Here is a 20,472-nt window from a genome sequence, read left to right on the forward strand (position 1 = left end):
CTATGCGCATCGTGATCGCCGAAGACGACGCTCTGCTCCGTGAAGGGCTGACGTTGTTGTTGCGCAACGAAGGCATCGAAGTCGCCGCGGCGACGGACAACCCGGACGACTTCCTCGACGCCGTGGCCGAGCACGAGCCGGACATCGCCGTGGTCGACGTGCGGATGCCGCCGACGTTCACCGACGAGGGCCTGCGGGCCGCCGTGGAGGCACGCCGCAGGCATCCGAAGCTGGCCGTGCTGGTCCTCAGCGCGTGGGTCGAGCAGAGCTACGCGCACGAACTGCTCGCCGGCACCAACGGCGGCGTCGGCTACCTGCTCAAGGAACGCGTCGGCAAGGTCGCGGACTTCCTCGAGTCGCTGCACCGCGTCGCGAACGGCGGCACGGCGCTCGATCCCGAGGTCGTGTCGCAGCTGCTGGTGCGGCGCAAGGCCGACGACGCGCTCAGCGTGCTCTCACCGCGTGAGCGCGAGGTCCTCGGGCTGATGGCGGAAGGTCTGTCGAACACCGCCATCGGCGAGAAGCTCGTCCTCAGCGCGGGAGCCGTGCACAAGCACATCGGCAACGTCTTCCTGAAGCTCGGCCTCAACAGCGAGGACGGCTCGGGCGACCGCCGGGTGCAGGCCGTGCTCGCGTACCTCGAACGCTGAGGAACTTCACAGCAAGCCGTGCTGGGTCGCGAACGAGGTGAACTGCGCTCCGGTGCAGGGCAACCGCATGCCGCTGTCGCGCAGCATGTCGATCAGGTTTCCCGCACCGGACTCCGCGATCTTGCCTTCGCGGCACAACTGAGCCAGCAACCAGACAGTGCCGTGCACGTCCAGGCCGTTGGCACGGGCGACCTTGGTCGCCTTCTGGTCGTCGGTGAGCGCGATGCCGCCGAGCAGCTCGCTGACCGCGAACACACTCGCTTCTCCGTGGTCGCGCTCAGTGGTGCCGATCAGCCTCGACCACTTCGCGAAGAGCTGGATCTCGTTCAGATCATCCAACGCCGCGACGTGCAGCCAGGGCAGATCGAGTGCGTTGCGGAGCAGCGGACGGTCCTGGACGCCGTTGGCCATCTCGCCCTTGACGATCGCCGTGGTCCAGCATTCCTTGCCGCTCAGGAACTCACCGAGGACGTCCAGCCGTTCGATCAGCGCGAAGTGCGACAAACACATCGTGTCCAGGACCAGCGGTCCGATCCGGGTCATGGAGCAACTTCGTCCTCTGGCACCACCGGCAGATCGCTCTCCACGAGCTGGCCGTGCATGAGCTCGACCGCGCGTGATGGTGTCACCTTGTTGCGCATCAGTGCGTCCATCACCGCCGTCGCGTAGCGACGGGGCACCCTGGTCGATTCCAGATCGGGTTGAGGGGCCCACCCGATCGCGTTCGAGAGCTCCGCCTTCGTGGGCCTCTGCTGACGCCACGCCTGAGCCTCGGCAGGGCCGATCACGCCGACGTGCACGGCCTGGTGCGTCGCCAACGACCACGACGTGCGGTAGCGAGCAGCGAGCTCGACCAAGCTCCCGCGTCCGTCCACCCCTGCCACCACTTCCGACGGGAGCAAGAGCTCGGCCGCGAACGCGTCGATGACCGACTCCCGGTCGCGTCTGGACGCGTTGACGCCGATGTCGTTGGAGTACTCGTCGCCGAGCACCATGTGTCCGAGTTCGTGTGCCGCCGTCGCCCGGCGCCGGCCCGGGTCTGCCGAACGGCTGACCACCGCCACCGCCAGCTCGTCGTCGACGACCATCGACGCACCGTCACCCGGGAGGTCAGCGACCAGCACGAACTGCCCCGCCTGCTCGCAGACGTCCATGAGAGTGGGAATCGGGTCGAGCCCCAGCTGGAAGTGCGTCCTGAAACGCGAAGAAACGAGCCTTGCCTCGTCTTCGTCGGCCGCACCCCCGGACCGGTAGATCTTCGACGTGGAGAGCGAGCCGAAGCCGAGCAGCTGCTGAACGTCCCGTGCCCAGGCTTCCAGCCGCGCTTCCAGGCGGTAGGCCTGTCGCCCCGCATCCGTGGCGGTGTCTTCGCTCAGATCCGCACGCCTGGACAACACGGCTGGGGCGCGATGGAGGAAGTAGTCCAGCGGGACGTCGAGTGCGCCGGCGAGCCTGGTGAGTTCCAGGGCGTCCACCTTGCGCGTGCCGGCTTCGATCTTCGCCACCATGGTCCGGTCGAGCGACAACGCCGCAGCGAGCTCGGCTTGGGAGAGCCCGGCGCCGATTCGGGCGTCGCGCACCCGCTCACCCACCTCGCTCCACTCCCGCGCTTCCGCCATGGTGCGATTTTCGCACAGTTCGGCAGCCGCGGCACGCCTGATCACCGGATCAGGCGTCACTGGGGCCGGACGAACGGGAAGAGCACGGTCTGCCGGATCGACGTGCCGGTCAGCATCATCAGCAACCGGTCGACACCCATGCCGAGCCCGCCGGTCGGCGGCATGCCGTGCTCCAGCGCCCGCAGGAAGTCCTCGTCCAGCTCCATCGCCTCGACGTCACCGGACGCGGCCTTGAGCGACTGCGCCTCCAGCCGGCGCCGCTGCTCCAGCGGGTCGGTCAGCTCCGAGTACGCCGTGCCGATCTCCGCCCCGAACGCCACGAGGTCCCAGCGCTCGGCCAGGCGCGGGTCGGCGCGGTGCTGCCGGGTCAGCGGGGACACCGAGGTCGGGAAGTCGACGTAGAAGGTCGGGCCGACGGTGGTGGCCTCGACGAACGAGTCGTACGCCTCCTGCACGAGCTGCCCGTGGTCCCAGTCCTCGTTGACCTCCACGCCGCGGGACGACAGCAGTGAGCGCAGCTCCGGGACGGACGTGTCCGGCGTGACGGAGGCGTCCAGAGCCGTGGACACCGCCGTGTAGACCGGGATCACCGGCCACTCCCCGGAGAGGTCGAACGCGCCCTCCGGGCGATGGGCGACCTCTTCGCCGAACGCCTCCCTCGCCGCGTGCTGGATCAGCTCGCGCACCAGGTCCAGCATGACCCGGTAGTCCGCATAGGACTGGTAGGCCTCCAGCATCGTGAACTCGGGGTTGTGCGTGGCGTCCGCGCCCTCGTTGCGGAAGTTGCGGTTCAGCTCGAACACGCGGTCCACGCCCGCGACGCAGAGCCGTTTCAGGTACAGCTCCGGCGCGATCCGCAGGTACATCCGCATGTCGTAGGCGTTGATGTGCGTGACGAACGGCCGGGCGTTCGCACCGCCGTGCACCGCCTGCAGCATCGGCGTCTCGACCTCGAGGTACGAGTGCGAGTGCAGGAACTCCCGCACGGCGCGGATCACGTCGCTGCGCAGCTTCAGCAGGTGGGCGGAGTCGGGGTTCACCACCAGGTCGAGGTAGCGCTGGCGGACGCGCGCCTCCGGGTCGGTGAAGCCCTTGCGCTTGTCCGGCAACGGGTGCAGGCACTTCGCGGTCATCGTCCACGACGACGCCAGCACGGAGATCTCGCCGTGGTCGGACTTGACCACCTTCCCGGTGACGCCGACGTGGTCGCCAAGGTCGACGTCGGACTTCCACGACGCCAGCGCGTCGCCCAGCGAGTCGACCGACAGCATCAGCTGGATCTCGCCGCTGAAGTCCCGCAACCGCGCGAAGCAGAGCTTGCCCATCTCCCGCAGCGCCATCACGCGGCCGGTGACCGAGACCTCCTCGCCGAAGCGCTCCCGTGCTCCCGCGAGGAGGTCCGAGCGTTCGAAGCCCACCGGGTACGGGTCCACGCCCGCCGCCACCAGCCGGCCGACCTTCGCGATCCGCACCCGGACCTGCTCGGGGCGGCGGACGGCCTTCGGCTCGACCCGGATCGCGTCGATCTCGGCGACCTTGGCCGCGAACTCGTCGCTGACGTCCGTCTTCTGCAACGCCCTCCTGCGCAACGACCGCAGCGACGGCACGAAGCCCTCGGCCACGCCGGCGGCGATGCTGACCCGCGGCAACGACCGCGACCGGGCGTAGCAGAGGAACCGCGGCTCCCACTCCGGCAGGTACTTGGCGTTCGACCGGTACAGCGACTCCAGCTGGAAGAACCGCGACGCGAGCGACAGCACCCGCCGCCACGCCCGCAGCACCGGGCCGGCGCCGATCTTCTCGCCCTCCTCGAACACCGCGCGGAACATGGCGAAGTTCAGCGAGATCCGGTGCACGCCGAGGTGCCCGGCGGCCGCCGCGAGCTGGGCGACCATGTACTCGTTCAGGCCGTTCTCCGCCGCCCGGTCGCGCCGCATCAGGTCGAGCGAGACCCCCCGGCGGCCCCACGGCACGAACGACAGCAGCCCGCGCAGCGCGCCCGAGGCGTCGTAGGCCTCGACCATCACGCACCGGCCGTCGCTCGGATCTCCCAGCCGCCCCAGCGCCATGGAGAAGCCGCGTTCGGTCTCGGCGCCGCGCCACGCCTCCGCGAGGTCCAGGATGGACGCCATCTCGTCCGGCGCGATCTCGCTGTGGCGCCGCACGCGCGTGGTGTACCCGGCCCGTTCGACGCGGGAGACCGCCTGGCGCAGCCCGCGCCGTTCCGGACCGGCGAGGTTGAACTCGCGGACGTCGAGGACCGCCTCGTCCCCGATCTCCAGCGCCTTCAGCCCGGCGTGGGAGTAGACCCGCGCCCCTCGCTCGGAAGCTCCCAGCACGCCGGGCATCCAGCCGTACGTGCGCGCCTCGGACAGCCACGCCAGCACGGCCTCGGGCCACGCCTCCTCGTCGCCGACCGGGTCGGCCGAGGCCAGCGTGACGCCGCCGATCACCCGGTACGTCAGCGCCGCCCGGCCGGACGCCGCGAACACGACGCTCTTGTCGCGCCTGGTCGCGAAGTAGCCCAGCGAGTCGGGCTCGCCGTCGGCCGCGAGCAGCCGGCGCACGTCGAGCTCCTGGTCCGGCGTGATCATGCTCTGGGTGCGGACACCCCGGAAGAACACGTACAGCGCGCCGATCGCGACCAGCGTGCCGCCGAGGCCCAGCACCACGCTCAGCCACTGCGGGCCCTCGGGGATGTCGAGCCGGCCCAGGCGGACGACCTCACCCGTCGCCTGGTTCGCCGCCCACGCGAGCTTGTCGGTCTGCGCGAGGAGCCTGCCGGGGAAGACCTCGGTGAGGGCCCAGCCCAGCAGCACCAGCGCGACCATGCCCAGCACGAACGCCGCCAGCGCCTGCCGCCACGCGCCGCGGGCCAGCCGGGCGGGGAACGCCTCGCGCACCACGAACAGCAGCGCGACGAACAGCAGCGACGTCGTCATCCCGGCACCGAGGAAGACCCAGTGCGGTTCCTCACCCGCCTCCAGGACTTCTTCAGGCGCCAGGGCCAGGATGACCATGATGAACCCGACCAGCAGCAGGCCCGTCACCTGGAACAGCAGCAGCGCCCACAGCGCCGCTCGCTTGCGCCTGCGCAGGGCGGCGCCGAGGACGAAGAACACCAGGGCGATGAAGAGGTTGCCGTCGATGGGCAGGCCGAAGAGGTACCCGATGCCGTCAGCGACGTCGGTGAACCGGCTTTCTTCCGGGAGGACGACCCTGAGCAGCGACAGCGCTCCGGCGAGGTACACGATCGTCGCGATCGCGCCCGCGGTCTTCCACTTCCACGCCGGTGCCACATCCACTCCCGAGGTCCGCCAGTGTCGGTCATGATCCCCTCTTCGGCGGGCCGGGTGCATGTCACCGCGTCCGGGCGTGTTGACCGGCCCGTCGTGGTCCTGAGCTCCGGCCTGGGCGGGGCCTGGTTCGACTGGGACCGGACCGTGCGGCTGCTGCAACCGCTCGCCAGGGTGGTCGTGTTCGACCGGCCGGGCCTCGGGCTGAGCGGTCCCGCGCGGCGCGGGCCGTCGCTGGCGCGCGAGGTCGCCGTGCTCGACGCGGTGCTGCGCGGGGTGCCGAAGGCGGTCCTGGTCGGGCATTCGATGGCGTCGATGCACGTCGAGGCCTACGCCCGGCTGCGGCCGCACCGGGTCGACGGGGTCGTGCTGCTCGACCCGGACGCCGAGACGCCGGGCGCGGGAGCCCCGTTCGACGTGTCGGCGGTGCTGGCGCAGGGTGTGCGGGCGATCGGCAGCCGCTGGCTCGGCGCCCGGCTGACCCGGCGGTACGGTCACTCGTTCCGCAACCTGCTGACCGCGGCGTCCACGCTCGGGATGACCGACCCGGCGCCCGCCGACCTGGTCGAACTGGTCTACCGGCGGCCCGGCGTCGGCCGGGCGGTGCTGTGGGAGCTCGCGTCGTACCCCGGCCAGGTGGCGACGCTCGAACGGCTGCGGACGCGCCGGCCGTTCCCGCGCGTGCCGTTCCTGGTGCTCACGGCCGGGCGGAAGGTCTGGCCGGAGCACCGGTCGTTGGCCGCCCTCGTGCCGTGGGGGCGCAACGTGCCGGTGCCCGGCAGTCGGCACATGATTCAGATGGACCGGCCGGACGCCGTGGTCATGGCCGTGCGGGAGGTGCTCAGGGGTCTGCCCGGCCGCTGAGCAGGCAGAACTCGTTGCCCTCCGGGTCGGCGAGGGTGTACCAGCTCACGTCGCCCTGACCGATGTCGACGTGCGTGGCGCCGAGCGCGAGGAGGCGCTCCAGTTCCGCGGCCTGGTCGCGGTCCGTGGCCTTCACGTCGATGTGCAGGCGGAGCTTCTGCAGCTTGCGGTCGGGGTTGCGCAGGAACAGCAGGGTCGTGCGCCTGTCCGGCGGTCCGATCTCCACGGATTCTTCGTCGCGGTCGAGCACCTCGTAGCCCAGAACTCCTCCCCAGAAGGTGGCGAGACGTTCGGGATCGGTGCAGTCCAGTACGAGTTCGGTGATTCGCGCTGCCACGTGTGTGACGGTAGCCGCACTTGCCTCCCGTTTCCGGTCGGCGGTGTCACCCTGGAGCCCGGCAACCGTGCACCAAGCGCCCGGGGACCCGCTGACGTGGGCCTCGAGGAAAGGACCGGTCGACGATGACCACTGCCGAAGTTCCCGCGCCCTACGGCTCCGGAGCGGGCCAGAAGCCCCCTGCCAAGCGCGTTCGCGTCCACCACCTGCGGGAGATGAAGGAACGCGGCGAGGCGTGGCCCATGCTCACCTCGTACGACACGTTCACCGCCTCGATCTTCGACGAGGCCGGCATCCCCGTCCTGCTGGTCGGCGACTCCGCGTCGAACACCGTCTACGGGCACGACTCCTCGCTGCCGGTCACGGTGGACGAGCTCGTGCCGCTGGTCCGCGCGGTGACCCGCTCGGTCAAGCGCTCCCTCGTCGTCGCCGACCTGCCGTTCGGCTCCTACCAGGTGTCGGTCGAGCAGGCCGTGGCGACGGCGGTCCGGTTCATGAAGGAAGGCCAGGCGCACGCGGTCAAGCTGGAGGGCGGCTCGTACTTCGCGCCGCACATCCGCGCGATCACCGCCGCGGGCATCCCGGTCATGGCGCACATCGGCTTCACCCCGCAGTCCGAGCACCAGCTCGGCGGCTACCGCGTGCAGGGCCGTCACGACAACCACGACGTCGTGGTGCGGGACGCGCTGGCCGTGCAGGAGGCGGGCGCGTTCGCGGTCGTGCTGGAGATGGTGACCGCCGAGGTCGCGAAGCAGATCACGCACGACCTGGTCATCCCGACCGTGGGCATCGGCGCCGGTCCTGACACCGACGCCCAGGTGCTGGTGTGGCAGGACATGATGGGCCTGAACCGCGGCAAGGCACCGCGGTTCGTCAAGCGCTACGCGGACGTCGGGAACATCATGCTGGGCGCGGCGGCCGAGTTCGCCGCCGAGGTGCGCGGGCACCAGTTCCCCGGTCCCGAGCACACCTTCCACTGAGTCGTGTCCTTCAGCGGGTCCAGACCTCCGGGTCTGGGCCCGCCGGCACGATCCCGGTCGGATTGATCCGGTGGTGCGTCACGTAGTAGTGGCGCTTGATGTGGTCCCAGTTCACGGTGTCGCCGAACTGCGCGTACAGGCGCTTCGCGTACCGCCAGAGGTTCGGCATCTCCGTGAGCTTGTTGCGGTTGCACTTGAAGTGGCCGTGGTAGACGGCGTCGAACCGGACGAGCGTGGTCCAGAGCCGGACGTCGGCCTCGGTGAGCTGCTCCCCCACCAGGTAGGTGCGGGTCGCGAGGTGCTCCTCGATCCGGTCGAGCTCGGCGAACAGGTTCGCGTACGCCTCCTCGTAGGCCTCCTGCGACGTGGCGAAACCCGCCTTGTAGACGCCGTTGTTGACGTTGTGGAAGATCGGCTCGATCCAGGCGTCGACCTCGTCCCGGAGGTGCCGCGGGTAGAGGGTGCTCTCCGGGCGCCACTTCAGGCTGAAGTCCAGGGTGATCTGCGGGTAGTCGTTGGTGACGACCTGCCCGGTGGTCGTGTCGACCAGCGCCGGGACCGTGACGCGGCCCTCGTAGTGCTCGTCGGCGTTGTCGTAGGCCTGCTTGAGGTGGTCGATGCCGAGGACCGGGTCGGTCTCGGGGAAGCGCCAGCCGCGTTCGTCGCGGATCGGGTCGACGACCGCCAGCGAGATCGCCTCCTCGAGGCCGAGGAACTTGCGCACGACGACCGCGCGGTGCGCCCACGGGCACGCGAGGCTCACGACGAGCCGGTAGCGGCCCGGTTCGGGCTCCGGGCGTGCGGTGAAGCGGTTCGGCTGCCGGACGAACGCGCCGGTGGCCGACGTCTCCTTCGTGAACTGCGCCATGTGCTCGACGATAAGCCCATGTACCCGGAGATCGAGCCCCACACGTCCGGCCACCTGGACACCGGCGACGGCAACCTCGTGTACTGGGAGGAGTGCGGCAACCCGTCCGGCAAACCCGTCGTCTTCCTGCACGGCGGTCCCGGTGGCGGGTGCTCCCCGGCGCACCGGCGTCTCTTCGACCCGTCGGCCTACCGGATCGTCCTGTTCGACCAGCGCGGCTGCGGCCGTTCGACACCGCACGCCTCCACGACGGACGACCTGTCGCTGAACACGACCTGGCACCTCGTGGCCGACATGGAACTGCTGCGCGAGTCGCTCGGCATCTCGCGGTGGCAGGTCTTCGGCGGCTCCTGGGGCTCGACGCTGGCGCTCGCCTACGCCGAGAAGCACCCGTCCCGCGTCTCGGAACTGGTGCTGCGCGGGATCTTCACGCTGCGGTCGTCCGAAGTGGACTGGTACTACCGCGGTGGTGCGGCGCACCTGTTCCCCGACCTGTGGGAGAAGTTCACGGCGCCGCTGGCCGGGCTGGCGGGTGATCCCGTCGAGCTGTACGCGCAGCTGCTGTCCTCGCCCGACCCCGAGGTGCACGGGCCGGCGGCTGTTGCGTGGAGCACGTGGGAGGGCGCGACGGTGACGCTGCTGCCGCGGCCGGAGCTGGTGGCGGCGTTCGCCGAGCCGTCGTACGCGCTGGCGTTCGCGCGGATCGAGAACCACTACTTCGTGAACGGTGGCTGGTTCGAGGAGGGGCAGCTGATCTGGGACGCCAAGCGACTGGACGGCATCCCGGGCGTGATCGTGCAGGGCCGGTACGACGTCGCGACGCCCGCGGTGTCGGCGTGGGACCTGCACAGGGCCTGGCCCGGTTCGGAACTGGTGCTGGTGCCGGACGCCGGGCACGCCTACGACGAGCCCGGCATCCTGTCCGCGCTGCTGGAGGCGACGGACCGGTTCCGCGACTAGCGGAGCCCGACCCACTTCGCGCTGGACGTCGTGCACGCCGCGACGGTCACCGTGGCGGTGAGGCACTTGCCCGTGCCGGCGTTGCGGAGCTGGAACGCGGCCCCGGACGGCACGCGGCGCCAGCGCTGGGAGGCGCTGCCGCCGCACGTCTGCCCCAGGACGTCACCGGTGCCGGTGACGCCGAGACACCTGTCGCTGGCGATGTTGTGCGGCCAGTCGACGCCGCCGCTGATCGGGACGATCCAGCGCTGGTCGTCCGAGACCTCGTCGCAGGTCCTCAGCACCACGTTGGTGCCGGTGTCGGCGAGGCAGCGGGTGGTGCCGGCGAGCTGGTAGACGACCACCGGCTCGGCGTGGGCAGGAACGGCGGTGAGCGCGGTCGCGGCGGCGGCTGTCGCGATGATCGCGGCTGGTTTCCCCATGGGCGAGGATCCTGGCAGCGCGGGCGTTCCTCCGAATCCACCCGGGGTTGTCAACCCTGGCCGTAGGCGAGCGCCCGTTCCAGGCTGCGGCGCGCCTCGACGAGCGACGGGCCGTACCACGTCAGGTGCCTGCCGTTGACCAGCACGTACGGCAGGCCGGGGAAGCTCTCGGGGCCGTCTTCGTGCGTGAACTCGTACGGTTCGTCGGGCAGGACCACGACGTCCGGGCGCTTCGAGTTCAGCTCTTCGAGGCTCGGCCTGGGGTAGCGCTCGTCGTGGGTGGCGTAGACGTTCTCGAACCCCAGGCGTCGCAGCACATCGGTGGCGAAGGTGTCCCGGCCCGCGACGATCCACGGACGCCGCCAGACCGGGACCAGCGCGGTGAGCGCGGCCGGTTTCGCGTCGCGCCAGAGGTCTTCCGCCCTGGTGAGCCAGTCCGGTTCGAGGTCCCAGCCGAGGCCGAAGAGCCGCCGCAGCGACCCCAGGGCCATCGGGACGGTCTTCGGCGCCTCGGTCACCCAGACGTTGATCCCGTTGGCGCGCAACCGGTCCACGTCCTCCGGGCGGTTCTCCTCGGAGTTCGCGATCACGAGGTCCGGGGCGAGCGCGAGCACCGCGTCGACGTCCGGGTACTTCGACCCGCCGATCCTCGCGACGTCCAAACCGGACGGATGCGTGCAGTAGTCCGTTGCTCCCACCAGGGAGTCCGGAACGGTCACCGCGACGGCCTCGGTGATCGACGGCACCAGGCTGACCGCTCTGCGCGGCCGGTCCAGTGCGACCGGCTCACCGAGGTCGTCGACGGGGAGCATCAGACTCCCGTGATCTTCAGACCGGCGTGGGTCTTGTAGCGGCGGTTGACCGCGATGAGGTTCGCGGTGAACGCCTCGACCTGGTGGGCGTTGCGCAGCCGGCCGCCGTACACGCCGCGGAAACCGGGCACGAGCTCGGCCAGCGCGCGCACCGTGTCGGTGGCCTCGCGGTCGTCGCCCAGCACCAGGACGTCCATGTCCACTTCGGACACCGACAGGTCGGCGAGCAGGACGGCGGACACGTGGTGGAACGCGGCAGTGACCCGGGACTCCGGCAGCAGCAGCTCGGCCTGCTGCGCGGCGCTGCCCTCGGTGACGGGTAGGGCGAACGGGCCCTGCTTGTCGAAGCCGAGCGGGTTCACGCAGTCGATGACGATCTTGCCGGCGAGCTGGTCGCGCAGGGCGGCGAGGAGGTCGCCGTGGCCGTCCCACGGAACCGCCACGAGGACGATGTCCGAATCCGCGGCGCAGTCCGAGTTGTCCGCACCCCTGACGTCGCCGCCCGCCGCCTCGACGATCTCCTTTGCCGCGAGTTCGGCGCGGTCGGCGCTGCGGGAGCCGATGATCACCTTGACGCCTGCCTTGGCCCAGCGGATGGCGAGGCCCTTGCCTTGGGCTCCGGTGCCACCGAGGACGCCGACTGTGAGGTCACGAATGTCTGTCACCCCTGCATCTTCACACGGGCGGGTGGGGGTGGCTGTGCAAAGTGACCTTTGTCGGGCAGTGGTCTGGTCGGGTCGCGCGGCCCCGCCGGCTTCCTGTGTGGTCAGGCGCGTTCGAACCTGACCTTGCGCTCCGCCGGGTCCGCCTCGGTCAGCTTCACGCGGATGCGTTCGCCTTCCGGGATGTTCCTCCCCGAGCACTTGGCGAGCACCGGTGGTTCCGCCACGAAGATCTCGGCGTCGTTCTCGTTGGAGCGCAGGACGGCGGCGTCGAACTCCTGGCCCACGCGCCCGGCCAGCACCTGGGCTTCCACTTGGTCCAGGGCGGCGCGGTCCACCTTCGCGGCCAGGGAGTCGGAGGCGCCCATCAGCGGCGGGAGTTGCGGGAGGGCCTCCGCGAGCCAGGCCGGGAGGTCCTGTCCCGCGGTGACGGCCAGGCAGACCTCGGTGGCGAAGCGGTCCACGAGGCGGCGCAGAGGTGCGGTGACGTGGGTGTACGGGGCGGCCACGCCGGCGTGGGTGGTCAGTTCGGGGAGCTCGCCGTGGAAGGCCGAGTAGCCCGCGCCTCGCAGCAGGCGGGTGGCGTCGGTGAAGAGGGCCAGGGCTTCCGGGGTGCTCGCGTCGAGGCCTGCCAGGAACGCTCCCGGGGACAGGTCGCCGGGCCACGGGACCTGGAGGGCCGCCGCGGATTTGCGCAGGGACTTCACCGCCTCCGGGTCCGGGTCCGGCAGGGTGCGGAGGATGCCGACCCCGGCCTCGATCATGATCTCGGCGGCGGCCATGCCCGTCATCAGGGAGATCTCGGCGTTCCAGGAGTCGACCTCGGTCCGGGGGCGGGTGACGAGGCGCCAGCCGGAACCGTTCGACTCGATCTCCTGTTCCGGGAGCTGGAGTTCGATGGCGCCGCGTTCCCGCGCGTAGGCGCGGCGCAGGGGGCCGAACTCCGCCAGGGCCGCCACCGAGGGGTGCGGGGTGCCCGCGTCGAACGACTCCTGGACCGCGGCGTAGTCGAACTGGGCCGTGGAGCGGACCAGGGCCCGGCGCACGTCGACGGATGTGGGCTTGCCTTCGGCGTCGCACTCGAAGGTCCACAGGACCGCGGGACGGGTCACGCCGGGCAGGAGCGAGGCCGCACCTTCGGAGAGGACCGTCGGGTGCAGGGGGACGTTGCCGTCCGGGAGGTAGAGGGTCTGGCCGCGGCGGCGGACCTCGGTGTCGAGGGGGCCGCCCGGCGTCACGAAGGTGCCGAGGTCGGCGATCGCGTAGTGGACGGTGAAGCCGCCGGGGCCCTTCGTCACGCAGAGGGCCTGGTCCAGGTCCTTCGCGCCGGGTGGGTCGATCGTCAGCAGGGGGATCGAGGTGAGGTCGGGGCGGTCTCCCGGGTCGCGGGAGACCGCCGCCTCCGCCTCGGCGAGAACGGCTGCCGGGAACGAGGACGGCAGACCGAACTCGGTGCGGATGCCGTCGAAGGAAACGTCAGCACGGCCAGTGCGGATCACCAGTGAAGCCACCCGCACAGCCTAAGCCGATCAGTCCTCGTCGTCGCCGCGCCACTTCTTGTCGGACTCGTCGGCCGCCCTGGTCCGTTCCCTCGCGATCTCCAGGGCTCGGGCCGCGGTGGCCTCGTCCGGGTAGGGGCCCATGCGGTCGGGGCCCTTGCAGCCCTTGCCGTGCTCCACCGCCTGGTGGGTCAGGCAGAAGTACCAACCGCTGCTGTCACTCATACGCGTTCGCCTCCCAAAGGCGCCGGGAATCCCCGCGGCGGCGTGGACTGGTTGGCGTTGGCGTACTCCGCCGGGATCGGGTCCAAACACGAGACCAGCACCGTGCGGTCCTCGGCGTTCTCGATCTTGCGTCCGGACCGGTCGCGGTAGACGAGCGAACCGTCGGAGTCGATCTCCATGATCGCGCCGACCTCGGCCAGCTGGTCCTCGTCGAGGTCGCCCAGCTTCTCGTAGCGGGACGGCACCACGCGGTAGATCGGCCAGTTGAGGTGGCCGTACGTGCGGTGGAAGTCCGCCAGCAGGTGCGTCAGGTGCTGCTGCCACGGCAGCGGCATGGCCTCGGCCAAGGCACGTGGGATGACCACGTAGTCCGCCGAGACCCCGGAGCACCGGCCGCCATGTAGTCACGCACCGGAGTGCTCGACGCGGGCGGTCCGGAAGGCCTCGGGATGGGGTCGTGGTTGAACATGCAGCGCCTCCCCGCGATCTACACGCCCGGCCGGACGGCCAGCGGCATCAACTCGTGGTAGTTCCAGTTGATCTTGCTGATCTTCACGACATCACCCGTTTGAGGTGCGTGGATGTACTCGTCACCGCCGAGGTACATGCCCACGTGGTGCACCGTGCGCGGGTTCGACGTGTCGGTGGCCCAGAAGATCAGGTCGCCTGCCTGGGCGTCGCGCACCGGGAGGTGGGCGCCGCCCTTCTCGTACTGGTCGTTCGCCACGCGGGGGATCTGCACCCCGGCCGCGCGGAACGCCTTCACCAGGATGCCGGAGCAGTCCCACGCGTCCGGACCGTTGCCGCCCCACAGGTACGGCTCGCCCAGCTGTTCCTTGGTGAACTGGATCGCGATGCCCGCCGCGTTCGACGCCAGCAGGAACTGGCCCGCGCCCGAACCGCAGCCGGCCGGGTCGCTGACGGCACCGAGCTCGCCCAGCAGGAAGGCGGCCATGGCCTCCCAGTTGTGGTAGCGGTCGGGGAACGCCGAGCGCTCGACGGCCTGCGCCGAGTCGCCGGGCCGCTTGTTCTCCCAGTCCGGCACCTTCAGCAGCACGTCGTAGAACTTGTTGATCGAGTACGTCGGGTCGGTCACCTGGGCCGGCGTCCCCCAGCCCATCGACGGGCGCATCTGGAAGATGCCCAGCGAGTCGCGGTCGCCGTAGTTGAGCGGCCGCAGGCCCGACTCGGTCATGCCCGCCTGGATCGCGATCTGCCACGCGAGCGGCGGCAGCTTGCGCTCCTGGCCGATGGAGATGATGCGCGCGACGATGTTGCGCTGCTCCTCGTTGAGCCGCGACGCGTCGTGGCGGCCCTTGTCGCCGCCGCCCGCGTCCCACGGGCCGATGGCGGCGTTGCAGCTCATCCGCGCGAAGTTCGCCCCCGCCGCCGGGTTCGTGGAGTTGCTGACGACCTGCGTCACGCCCGACGTCGTCACCGCGATCACCACGACGGCTGCGAGGGCTCCGATCAGCACCAGCACGCGCATCGTCAGTCCGCCTTCGTGTAGCTGTTCACACGCCACTCGTTGGCCGGCGTCTTGACCAGCGTGATGACGACCTTGCCCGAGTCCGTGCCCACCTCGAAGTCGGCCGACGAGGTGAAGGACTTCTTCGCCTTGACCTTCTGGGTGATCTTGGTGGGCACGTTCTTCGGGTCGATGGTCGCCATCTGTGCCAGGAACTCCTCCGTGGTGTACGGGCGGAGCTGCGCGAGCCACTTGTTCACGTCGTCGTCCGGCGGCGGCTTGATCCAGTTCTCCGCCCACAGCTCGGCGATCAGCTGCGCGTCGGCCTGCGGCGGCGCGGCGGACGCCGAGATCGACGGCGGCGCCACCTTGGTCGGCAGCGACGTGGCGCTGGACGGCAGCTGGCCCACCTGGGTGCCCTGCGCCGACGTCGAGGGCTGACCGGCCGCCGACGGGTCAGCCGGCTCGCGGTCCAGCACCCTCGGGATGATCAGGCCGAGCGCGACGACCACCACCACGAAGATGATGATCGACGCGGCCAGGTGCCGCGGGGAACGCAGCGGCCATCCCCACAGCCTGCGGTAGACCGCGGCACGGCCGCGGTTGGTCCGGATCGGCACTTACGCCCCCTCTCAGCTGTTGTCCCGGACTTCGAAGCCACGCGAAGGTCGGTAGATCACGTGCACCGGACGTCCTGCCACCACTTCTGTCTCGGCCCTGCGGGGTTCCTGCACGGGAGCGGAGTAGCCGCCGGTCCGCGACGGCACGAGCACCGCGTCGTCGACCCGGTCCCACTGCCTGTCGGTGACCGGCGGGCTGTCGACCACGCGCGAGCGGGCGACGGGCAGTGCCGCCGGGCCCGAGCCCGCGGGCAGCGCTCCCGCCCGCACGCCGTTGCCGTCCGGCCCGCTGATGATCTGGCCGGACTGGGAGTCGCGGTCGAGCCGCTGCGCCGTCGCCATGACCGGGTTCGAGGCCTCCGGGCGGACGCGGCCGCGACCGCGCTGCGGCACCTCTTCGCCGCCCGCGTCGCTGTCGCGCACGGACTCCCAGAACTCGTCCTGCGGCGTCGGTCCGGCCTGCTTCTTGCGGCCCATCATCTTCGACCACACGCCCCCGCTCATCGGCAGGACGTTGCTCGCCGAGCCGACGGACATCTCGACCATCTGCCACATGCGCCGCAACGGTTTGCCGATCACGAAGCACACGAGCGTGAGCATCAGGCCGAGCAACGTGCGCGTCAGCAGCGACAGCCCCGTCGCGTTGAAGATCGCCTGCAGCAGCAGCGCGTGGACACCCGCGAGGACCGCGAGCACCAGCACGTTGAAGATCGTCACGGCGGCGGCTCGGGCGACCTTGCGCAGCAGGTCGTGGTGCAGCAGCGCGACCAGGCCGATGAGCGGACCGGCGAGCGTCAGGATGCGCAGCAGCAGCTGGGCCAGCAGCACCGCGGCCTTCGCGAACAGCTGGAACAGCGAGAACGCGATGGACTGCAGCAGCGCGAGGAAACCCGCGCCGGTGCGGCTGCCGTCGGTGCCGTCGAAGTAGCCCTTGGCGGTGCCGAGCTGGGCCTCCAGCGCCTTCCACTCGGCCTTCTTGGCGTCGAGCGCGGCCTGGTCGCCGTCCTTGCCCTCGGCGATCTCGGCCGTCGTCCACGCCTGCGTCTTGAGGATGCGCGGGCCGTACTCGGCGGCCTGCGGCGCCTCCGGCGTGCCGAACGCGCCGCGCAGCCAGCTCTGGTAGACGACGGCGTCGTGCAACTTCGTCGGCAGCACGTGGAGCGTGCCCTGTTCTTCGGGCGCCTCGATGAACCCGGCTTGGATCTCCGACGTCTTGGACACCAGCGTGTTGTCGAGGAGGTTGTAGAACTGCGGCAAGGCCAATGTGGACGTCGCCAGCCACATGGCCGCCAGCGCCCAGAGCCCGCGTTTGGAGATCGTGGCGAAGTCGCCGGTCCAGATCTGCCGGAACATCAGGATCGCGAGGATCAACGCCACCAGCCCGAACCAGCGCAGGTAGACGTTGTCGTAGACCTTCTGCACACCGTTCTTCACGGCGTCGTCCAGCGGGACCAGCAGACCGCGGCCCATCACGGTGTAGTGCAACGCGTTCGTGGCACCGACGATGTTCTTGCCGATGCTGAAGAGCTCGTTGCCCGCCCACGTGTCGAGCGTGGCGTTGGCGTTCGGCACGATCGAGCAGTTGGCCTGGTGGTAGTGCCACACCATGCCCGCGTAGCCGTAGTCGAGGTACGCCGAGCCCGGCAGGCCGTTGCCGACCGGCGGGTCGAGCGCGCCGACCATGCCCGCGCCGGGCCGCTCCGGGTTGGGTGCGTCGTTGCAGGACTGGGCGTGCGCCATCGGGGCACCGATGACCACCTGCAGCGCCAGGATCACGGACACCGCCATGACCGAGCGGGACTTCGCTGACGTGCGCAGCGCGAACCGCCGCCTCGCCCAGAGCAAGGCGGCGATCGCGAGCACGATCGTCAGCGCGGTCATGCGCCGCCGTCCCGGCGGCGGTTGGTGCCGTCACCGTGGCCCACCAGCTGGGCCTCTTCCTCCGTCAGTCCGAGTTCCATGTCCGCCGCCAGTTCGTCGTCGATCTCGTCGGGCACGTAGGCGGGCGGCTGCGGAGCCGCTTCGTGGTCGTCCGCCGGCACGAGTTCGCCCTTGCCGTTGTCGCGCTTGGCATCGGGCGTCGTGTCGAGGGCGTTGCGCAGGTGTTCCAGGTGCGGGCCGCTGAAGTCGATGCGGATCCGCTCCACGCCACCGGCGCCGTCGCCGAAGATGAACTGCCTCGGCGCGCGGTCGCGTTCGGTCGCGGTGCGCTCGCCACCGGGGCGGCGGCCGAGTGAGGCGACGACCTGCTCGTAGCCGGCGCCGACCGGAACCTTGAGCAGCCGCAGCGCGTCCGCCTGCGCCTGGTCGTCGTCGAGACGGCCGACGAAGACCGAGTCGAGCAGCGCGACGAAGCCCTGGATCTTGAGGAAGTCGGCGGGGATCTGGCTGGACAGCAGCACGCGGACGTTCCACTTGCGCGAGTCACGCGCGAAGCGGTTCATCAGCACGCGACCGGTCGGGACCTCCGAGAGGAAGAACGCCTCGTCGATCCAGACTCCCTTGCGCTGGTCCTTGGGCTTTTCGTAGATCGAGCGCTGGGTGAGCCAGGCGGCGAGGTTCAGCATCTCGACGCCGAGCGACTCCGCGTCCGTCCAGTGCTCGCGGCCGACGCCGTCCTTGGGCAGGTTGAGGCCTGCCATCGTGAGGACGGTGAGGCGGTCGTCGCGCACCTCGTTGTACGGGTCGTGGTTCTCCTCGGGGATGAGCAGCGACATGCGCTCGCGCATCTCGTCGAGGAAGTCCGCGACCACGACGGCGTGCTCGTGGTGCTCGGACGCGTCCCGGCGCAGCGCCTCGAAGACGAGCCCGGGGTGGGCGTCGAAGCGGCCACCGACCGTGCGGACGGCGCGCAGCAGCACGATGCGCGTCTGCGGCAGGCGCGCGACCTCGAACGGCAGCAGGCCGGTGAGCACGTCCAGCACGAGACGGCGGCGGGTGGCGGCCGCGAGGGCCTTCTCCCGGCGCCAGGCCCGTTCCGGGTCGTCCTCGTCGAGGAAGTGCTCGATCATCGGCTCGGCGACCACCCGGTACGGGTTGAGGATGCCGGGCTGGGCGTTGAGCAGGTTGATCGGCCGCGCGTACGGCCGCAGCTCCGGCAGGTCGCACAGCGCCGAGAGCGGGCCGGACGGGTCGAGCAACGTCCAGTGGGCGCCCGCGCGCAGCGTCTTGTAGACCATGCCGCCGCCGAGGAACGACTTGCCGGCACCGAGACCCGCGACCATGGCCGTGAGGCCCGAGGCGTCGCGGAGCTCCTGCGCCATCCACGGGTCCCACGCGACCGGGCGGCGGGTGGCCGTGACGGTCTCGCCGAGCAGGATGCCGCGGCGGTCACCGACCTCGGCCGTCGCCGTGGGAACGGCGCTGGCCGCCCACAACACGCTGCCGCGGCGCAGGTACGCGCCGTTGGACAGCGGTTCGCCGGGGATGAACTCGCGGGCGATCGCGTACTGGGCCTCGGGGTGCTCGATCGCGATCTTCGGCTTGTAGAGCTCCAGCAACGACTGGGCGAGGCGCAGGGCCTCGCGCTCGGTCGGGCCGCTGACCGCGAGCCGCCACCAGCTGCGCACCCGGGTGCCCAGCGCGGTGAAGCCCGACGTCATCTCGTCGTCGATCTCCAGCACGCGGCCGGCCTGGCGGGCGAGCGACTGCGGCGGTTCGAGCTCGTGCTCGTCGGTGTAGTGGCGGACCTGCGAGCGGACCTTGCTCATCTGCCGCGACAGCTCGCCCGAGACCTCCTCGGGCCTGCGCACGTAGATGCGGGCCGACCACTCGACGGACGCCGGCAGCCGGTCCGCGCGCTGCACCCACGGGTCGTCGACCTCGGGGATCTGCAGGCCGTGCATGAGCCCGACCGTGAGCACGGCGACGTGGCGCTTGATGCCCGCGTTCGAGCCGGTGCGGCCGCGCACGGTGACCGTCGGCGAGTAGGGCTCCTGGTGGAAGTCCGCGGCGTCGGTGAAGCTGGCCAGGTCCTCCGGCTCCCACGCGGCGCCCGGCACGGCGGGCAGGTTGCGCGGCGCGGGCAGGCCCAGCGAGCACGACCGGTGCATCAGCCAGGACATCTCCTCGGCCGTCGCGGGACGGCCTTCGAGACCCGCGGACCCGATGACCTGGTCGAGGTGCTCGACCTCGGAGTCGAGCGCCACCAGCTCGGCGTCGACGGCGTCCGGGAAGACCTTGCGCAGCACGGGAGCGGCACGTTCGACCGCGCGGTCCATCATGTTGCGGGTCTGCACCTGGACGCCCAGGTAGACCTCTTTCTCGGCCATCGAGCGGCCCATCAGCTGCTGCTGCTCGCCGACCATGTAGTCGTCGAACGACAGCGTGCCGGGGGTGTCCGGGAGGCGCTTGACGGCGTTGTGCACGTGCGCCTCGGCCCACATGCGGATCGGGTACGGCCGCGTGGTGACCCGCAGGTGCATCCAGCGGCCCTGCAGCTCGGCGTACTGGCCCGCGATGGCGGCGATCAGGTCCTGGCGCTGCGAGTCGCTGCGGAACGACCAGCGCTGCGGCGCGAGCCGGTACCAGGCGTAGACCTCCTGGCCGGTGCGCAGCAGGTGACCGTCGATGCTGCGGGCGCTGATCGACGGCGTGTAGCTCGGCACGGCCTGCTCGCCGGGCAGGCGGCGGCCGCGTTTGGAATAGGCGGCCCTGTCGCGCTCACGGGGGTCGGCCGCGGCGTGCTGGGCGATGTGCTGGGCGGAGCGACGGTCACGGTCTCGCCGGCGTCCGAACACCGCGAACCTCCTTCTTACGGCTGTCTGACGTCCGGCGGGGCTGGGCCTGCTGTCTCGCCCGTTGTTGTTGTTTCTTGCTCAACTTGGGACGAGGCCGCTGCGGGCTGACCCGGATCCGGGCGGCGCTGGCCGCTCCGCCGGTGCTGGCCGTGCGTTCTCGAGGTGCGGTGAGCTCGCGGACCCACATCGACATGACGGCCGTGAGCGGCCGTTCATGGCTGATCCGCTGGGTGATGAACCTGGTGAGGATGATCGTCGCGACGAGGGCCCACGCGGTCGAGAAGAACCCGAACCCGATGCCCATCTGGCGCTCGATCGTGAGTACGAGGAGGAAAACGACGATCCCGACGCCCCACGCGACGTATCGCGCGCGCCAGGGGAAAGTCGCTTTGGGCGGGCCAAGCCAGACGGCGTCGACCCGGTAGACCTCGTCGTCGGTGCGGACCCGCAC

20 protein-coding genes are annotated in these 20,472 nt (G+C 70.6%); 4 read left to right on the top strand and 16 right to left on the bottom strand.

Annotated features, from left to right (window positions below):
- Nucleotides 1–2: 2 nt before the first annotated feature.
- Complete coding sequence (locus tag V1227_RS23015; RefSeq protein ID WP_236220229.1) at nucleotides 3–650, top strand: response regulator; 648 nt, start codon at nucleotides 3–5, stop codon at nucleotides 648–650.
- Nucleotides 651–656: 6 nt separating this feature from the next.
- On the opposite strand, the gene V1227_RS23020 is transcribed toward V1227_RS23015, so the two are convergent.
- The 3 genes from V1227_RS23020 to lysX are packed head-to-tail and all read right to left on the bottom strand — an operon-like array spanning nucleotide 657 to nucleotide 5,628.
- Nucleotides 657–1,193, bottom strand: coding sequence for a hypothetical protein (locus tag V1227_RS23020; RefSeq protein ID WP_329787627.1), 537 nt, complete (start codon nucleotides 1,191–1,193; stop codon nucleotides 657–659).
- The gene (locus V1227_RS23025) at nucleotides 1,190–2,269 is read right to left on the bottom strand and encodes a helix-turn-helix domain-containing protein (protein ID WP_329787628.1); all 1,080 of its coding nucleotides are present in this window, start codon (nucleotides 2,267–2,269) and stop codon (nucleotides 1,190–1,192) included. The genes V1227_RS23020 and V1227_RS23025 overlap by 4 nt, the downstream gene beginning before the upstream one ends.
- Nucleotides 2,270–2,325: 56 nt before the next feature.
- Complete coding sequence (gene lysX, locus V1227_RS23030) at nucleotides 2,326–5,628, bottom strand: bifunctional lysylphosphatidylglycerol synthetase/lysine--tRNA ligase LysX (protein WP_329787629.1); 3,303 nt, start codon at nucleotides 5,626–5,628, stop codon at nucleotides 2,326–2,328.
- On the opposite strand from lysX, the gene V1227_RS23035 reads away from it, so the two are divergent.
- The gene (locus V1227_RS23035; RefSeq protein WP_329787630.1) at nucleotides 5,599–6,429 is read left to right on the top strand and encodes an alpha/beta fold hydrolase; all 831 of its coding nucleotides are present in this window, start codon (nucleotides 5,599–5,601) and stop codon (nucleotides 6,427–6,429) included. The two genes, lysX and V1227_RS23035, sit on opposite strands and share 30 nt — an antisense overlap.
- On the opposite strand, the gene V1227_RS23040 is transcribed toward V1227_RS23035, so the two are convergent.
- Nucleotides 6,407–6,766, bottom strand: a complete 360-nt coding sequence (locus V1227_RS23040) for a VOC family protein (protein ID WP_329787631.1) — start codon at nucleotides 6,764–6,766, stop codon at nucleotides 6,407–6,409. The two genes, V1227_RS23035 and V1227_RS23040, sit on opposite strands and share 23 nt — an antisense overlap.
- 125 nt (nucleotides 6,767–6,891) lie before the next feature.
- Between V1227_RS23040 and panB the strand changes: the two genes are divergently transcribed.
- The gene (gene panB, locus V1227_RS23045; protein WP_329787632.1) at nucleotides 6,892–7,746 is read left to right on the top strand and encodes a 3-methyl-2-oxobutanoate hydroxymethyltransferase; all 855 of its coding nucleotides are present in this window, start codon (nucleotides 6,892–6,894) and stop codon (nucleotides 7,744–7,746) included.
- Nucleotides 7,747–7,756: 10 nt separating this feature from the next.
- Here the strand turns inward: panB and V1227_RS23050 are convergent, their stop codons facing one another.
- The gene (locus V1227_RS23050) at nucleotides 7,757–8,614 is read right to left on the bottom strand and encodes a glutathione S-transferase family protein (RefSeq protein WP_329787633.1); all 858 of its coding nucleotides are present in this window, start codon (nucleotides 8,612–8,614) and stop codon (nucleotides 7,757–7,759) included.
- An 18-nt stretch (nucleotides 8,615–8,632) separates the two neighbouring features.
- On the opposite strand from V1227_RS23050, the gene pip reads away from it, so the two are divergent.
- The gene (gene pip / locus V1227_RS23055; protein ID WP_329787634.1) at nucleotides 8,633–9,574 is read left to right on the top strand and encodes a prolyl aminopeptidase; all 942 of its coding nucleotides are present in this window, start codon (nucleotides 8,633–8,635) and stop codon (nucleotides 9,572–9,574) included.
- Here pip and V1227_RS23060 read toward each other — a convergent pair.
- From V1227_RS23060 to V1227_RS23110, 11 genes are all read right to left on the bottom strand, one after another.
- Nucleotides 9,571–9,996: an RICIN domain-containing protein gene (locus tag V1227_RS23060; RefSeq protein WP_329787635.1), complete on the bottom strand. Its 426-nt coding sequence runs from the start codon at nucleotides 9,994–9,996 to the stop codon at nucleotides 9,571–9,573. The two genes, pip and V1227_RS23060, sit on opposite strands and share 4 nt — an antisense overlap.
- 50 nt (nucleotides 9,997–10,046) lie before the next feature.
- Nucleotides 10,047–10,808 (bottom strand): helical backbone metal receptor, encoded by a 762-nt coding sequence (locus V1227_RS23065; protein WP_329787636.1) that lies wholly within the window; start codon nucleotides 10,806–10,808, stop codon nucleotides 10,047–10,049.
- Nucleotides 10,808–11,473, bottom strand: coding sequence for an NADPH-dependent F420 reductase (npdG, locus tag V1227_RS23070; RefSeq protein ID WP_329787637.1), 666 nt, complete (start codon nucleotides 11,471–11,473; stop codon nucleotides 10,808–10,810). Before npdG ends, V1227_RS23065 begins: the two co-directional genes overlap by 1 nt.
- A gap of 101 nt (nucleotides 11,474–11,574) precedes the next feature.
- Nucleotides 11,575–12,981, bottom strand: a complete 1,407-nt coding sequence (locus tag V1227_RS23075; RefSeq protein ID WP_329787638.1) for an RNB domain-containing ribonuclease — start codon at nucleotides 12,979–12,981, stop codon at nucleotides 11,575–11,577.
- 18 nt (nucleotides 12,982–12,999) lie between these two features.
- A complete protein-coding gene (locus V1227_RS23080) occupies nucleotides 13,000–13,194 on the bottom strand; it encodes a hypothetical protein (protein WP_236220216.1) in 195 nt (64 codons plus the stop codon).
- The gene (locus tag V1227_RS23085; protein WP_329787639.1) at nucleotides 13,191–13,559 is read right to left on the bottom strand and encodes a hypothetical protein; all 369 of its coding nucleotides are present in this window, start codon (nucleotides 13,557–13,559) and stop codon (nucleotides 13,191–13,193) included. Before V1227_RS23085 ends, V1227_RS23080 begins: the two co-directional genes overlap by 4 nt.
- A 122-nt stretch (nucleotides 13,560–13,681) precedes the next feature.
- Complete coding sequence (locus V1227_RS23090) at nucleotides 13,682–14,683, bottom strand: C40 family peptidase (RefSeq protein ID WP_329787640.1); 1,002 nt, start codon at nucleotides 14,681–14,683, stop codon at nucleotides 13,682–13,684.
- A 2-nt stretch (nucleotides 14,684–14,685) separates the two neighbouring features.
- Nucleotides 14,686–15,282 carry a hypothetical protein gene (locus V1227_RS23095; RefSeq protein ID WP_329787641.1) on the bottom strand — a complete coding sequence of 199 codons (597 nt, stop codon included), beginning with the start codon at nucleotides 15,280–15,282 and terminating at the stop codon, nucleotides 14,686–14,688.
- A gap of 12 nt (nucleotides 15,283–15,294) precedes the next feature.
- On the bottom strand, nucleotides 15,295–17,163 hold the full coding sequence (locus V1227_RS23100; RefSeq protein WP_329787642.1) for a hypothetical protein: 1,869 nt from the start codon (nucleotides 17,161–17,163) through the stop codon (nucleotides 15,295–15,297).
- Nucleotides 17,160–20,021, bottom strand: a complete 2,862-nt coding sequence (locus V1227_RS23105) for an ATP-binding protein (protein ID WP_442916351.1) — start codon at nucleotides 20,019–20,021, stop codon at nucleotides 17,160–17,162. The genes V1227_RS23100 and V1227_RS23105 overlap by 4 nt, the downstream gene beginning before the upstream one ends.
- Nucleotides 19,996–20,472 carry a hypothetical protein gene (locus tag V1227_RS23110; protein WP_329787643.1) on the bottom strand — a complete coding sequence of 159 codons (477 nt, stop codon included), beginning with the start codon at nucleotides 20,470–20,472 and terminating at the stop codon, nucleotides 19,996–19,998. The genes V1227_RS23105 and V1227_RS23110 overlap by 26 nt, the downstream gene beginning before the upstream one ends.

It is taken from the genome of Lentzea sp. DG1S-22, from assembly GCF_036321065.1.
Lineage (GTDB): Bacteria > Actinomycetota > Actinomycetes > Mycobacteriales > Pseudonocardiaceae > Lentzea > Lentzea jiangxiensis.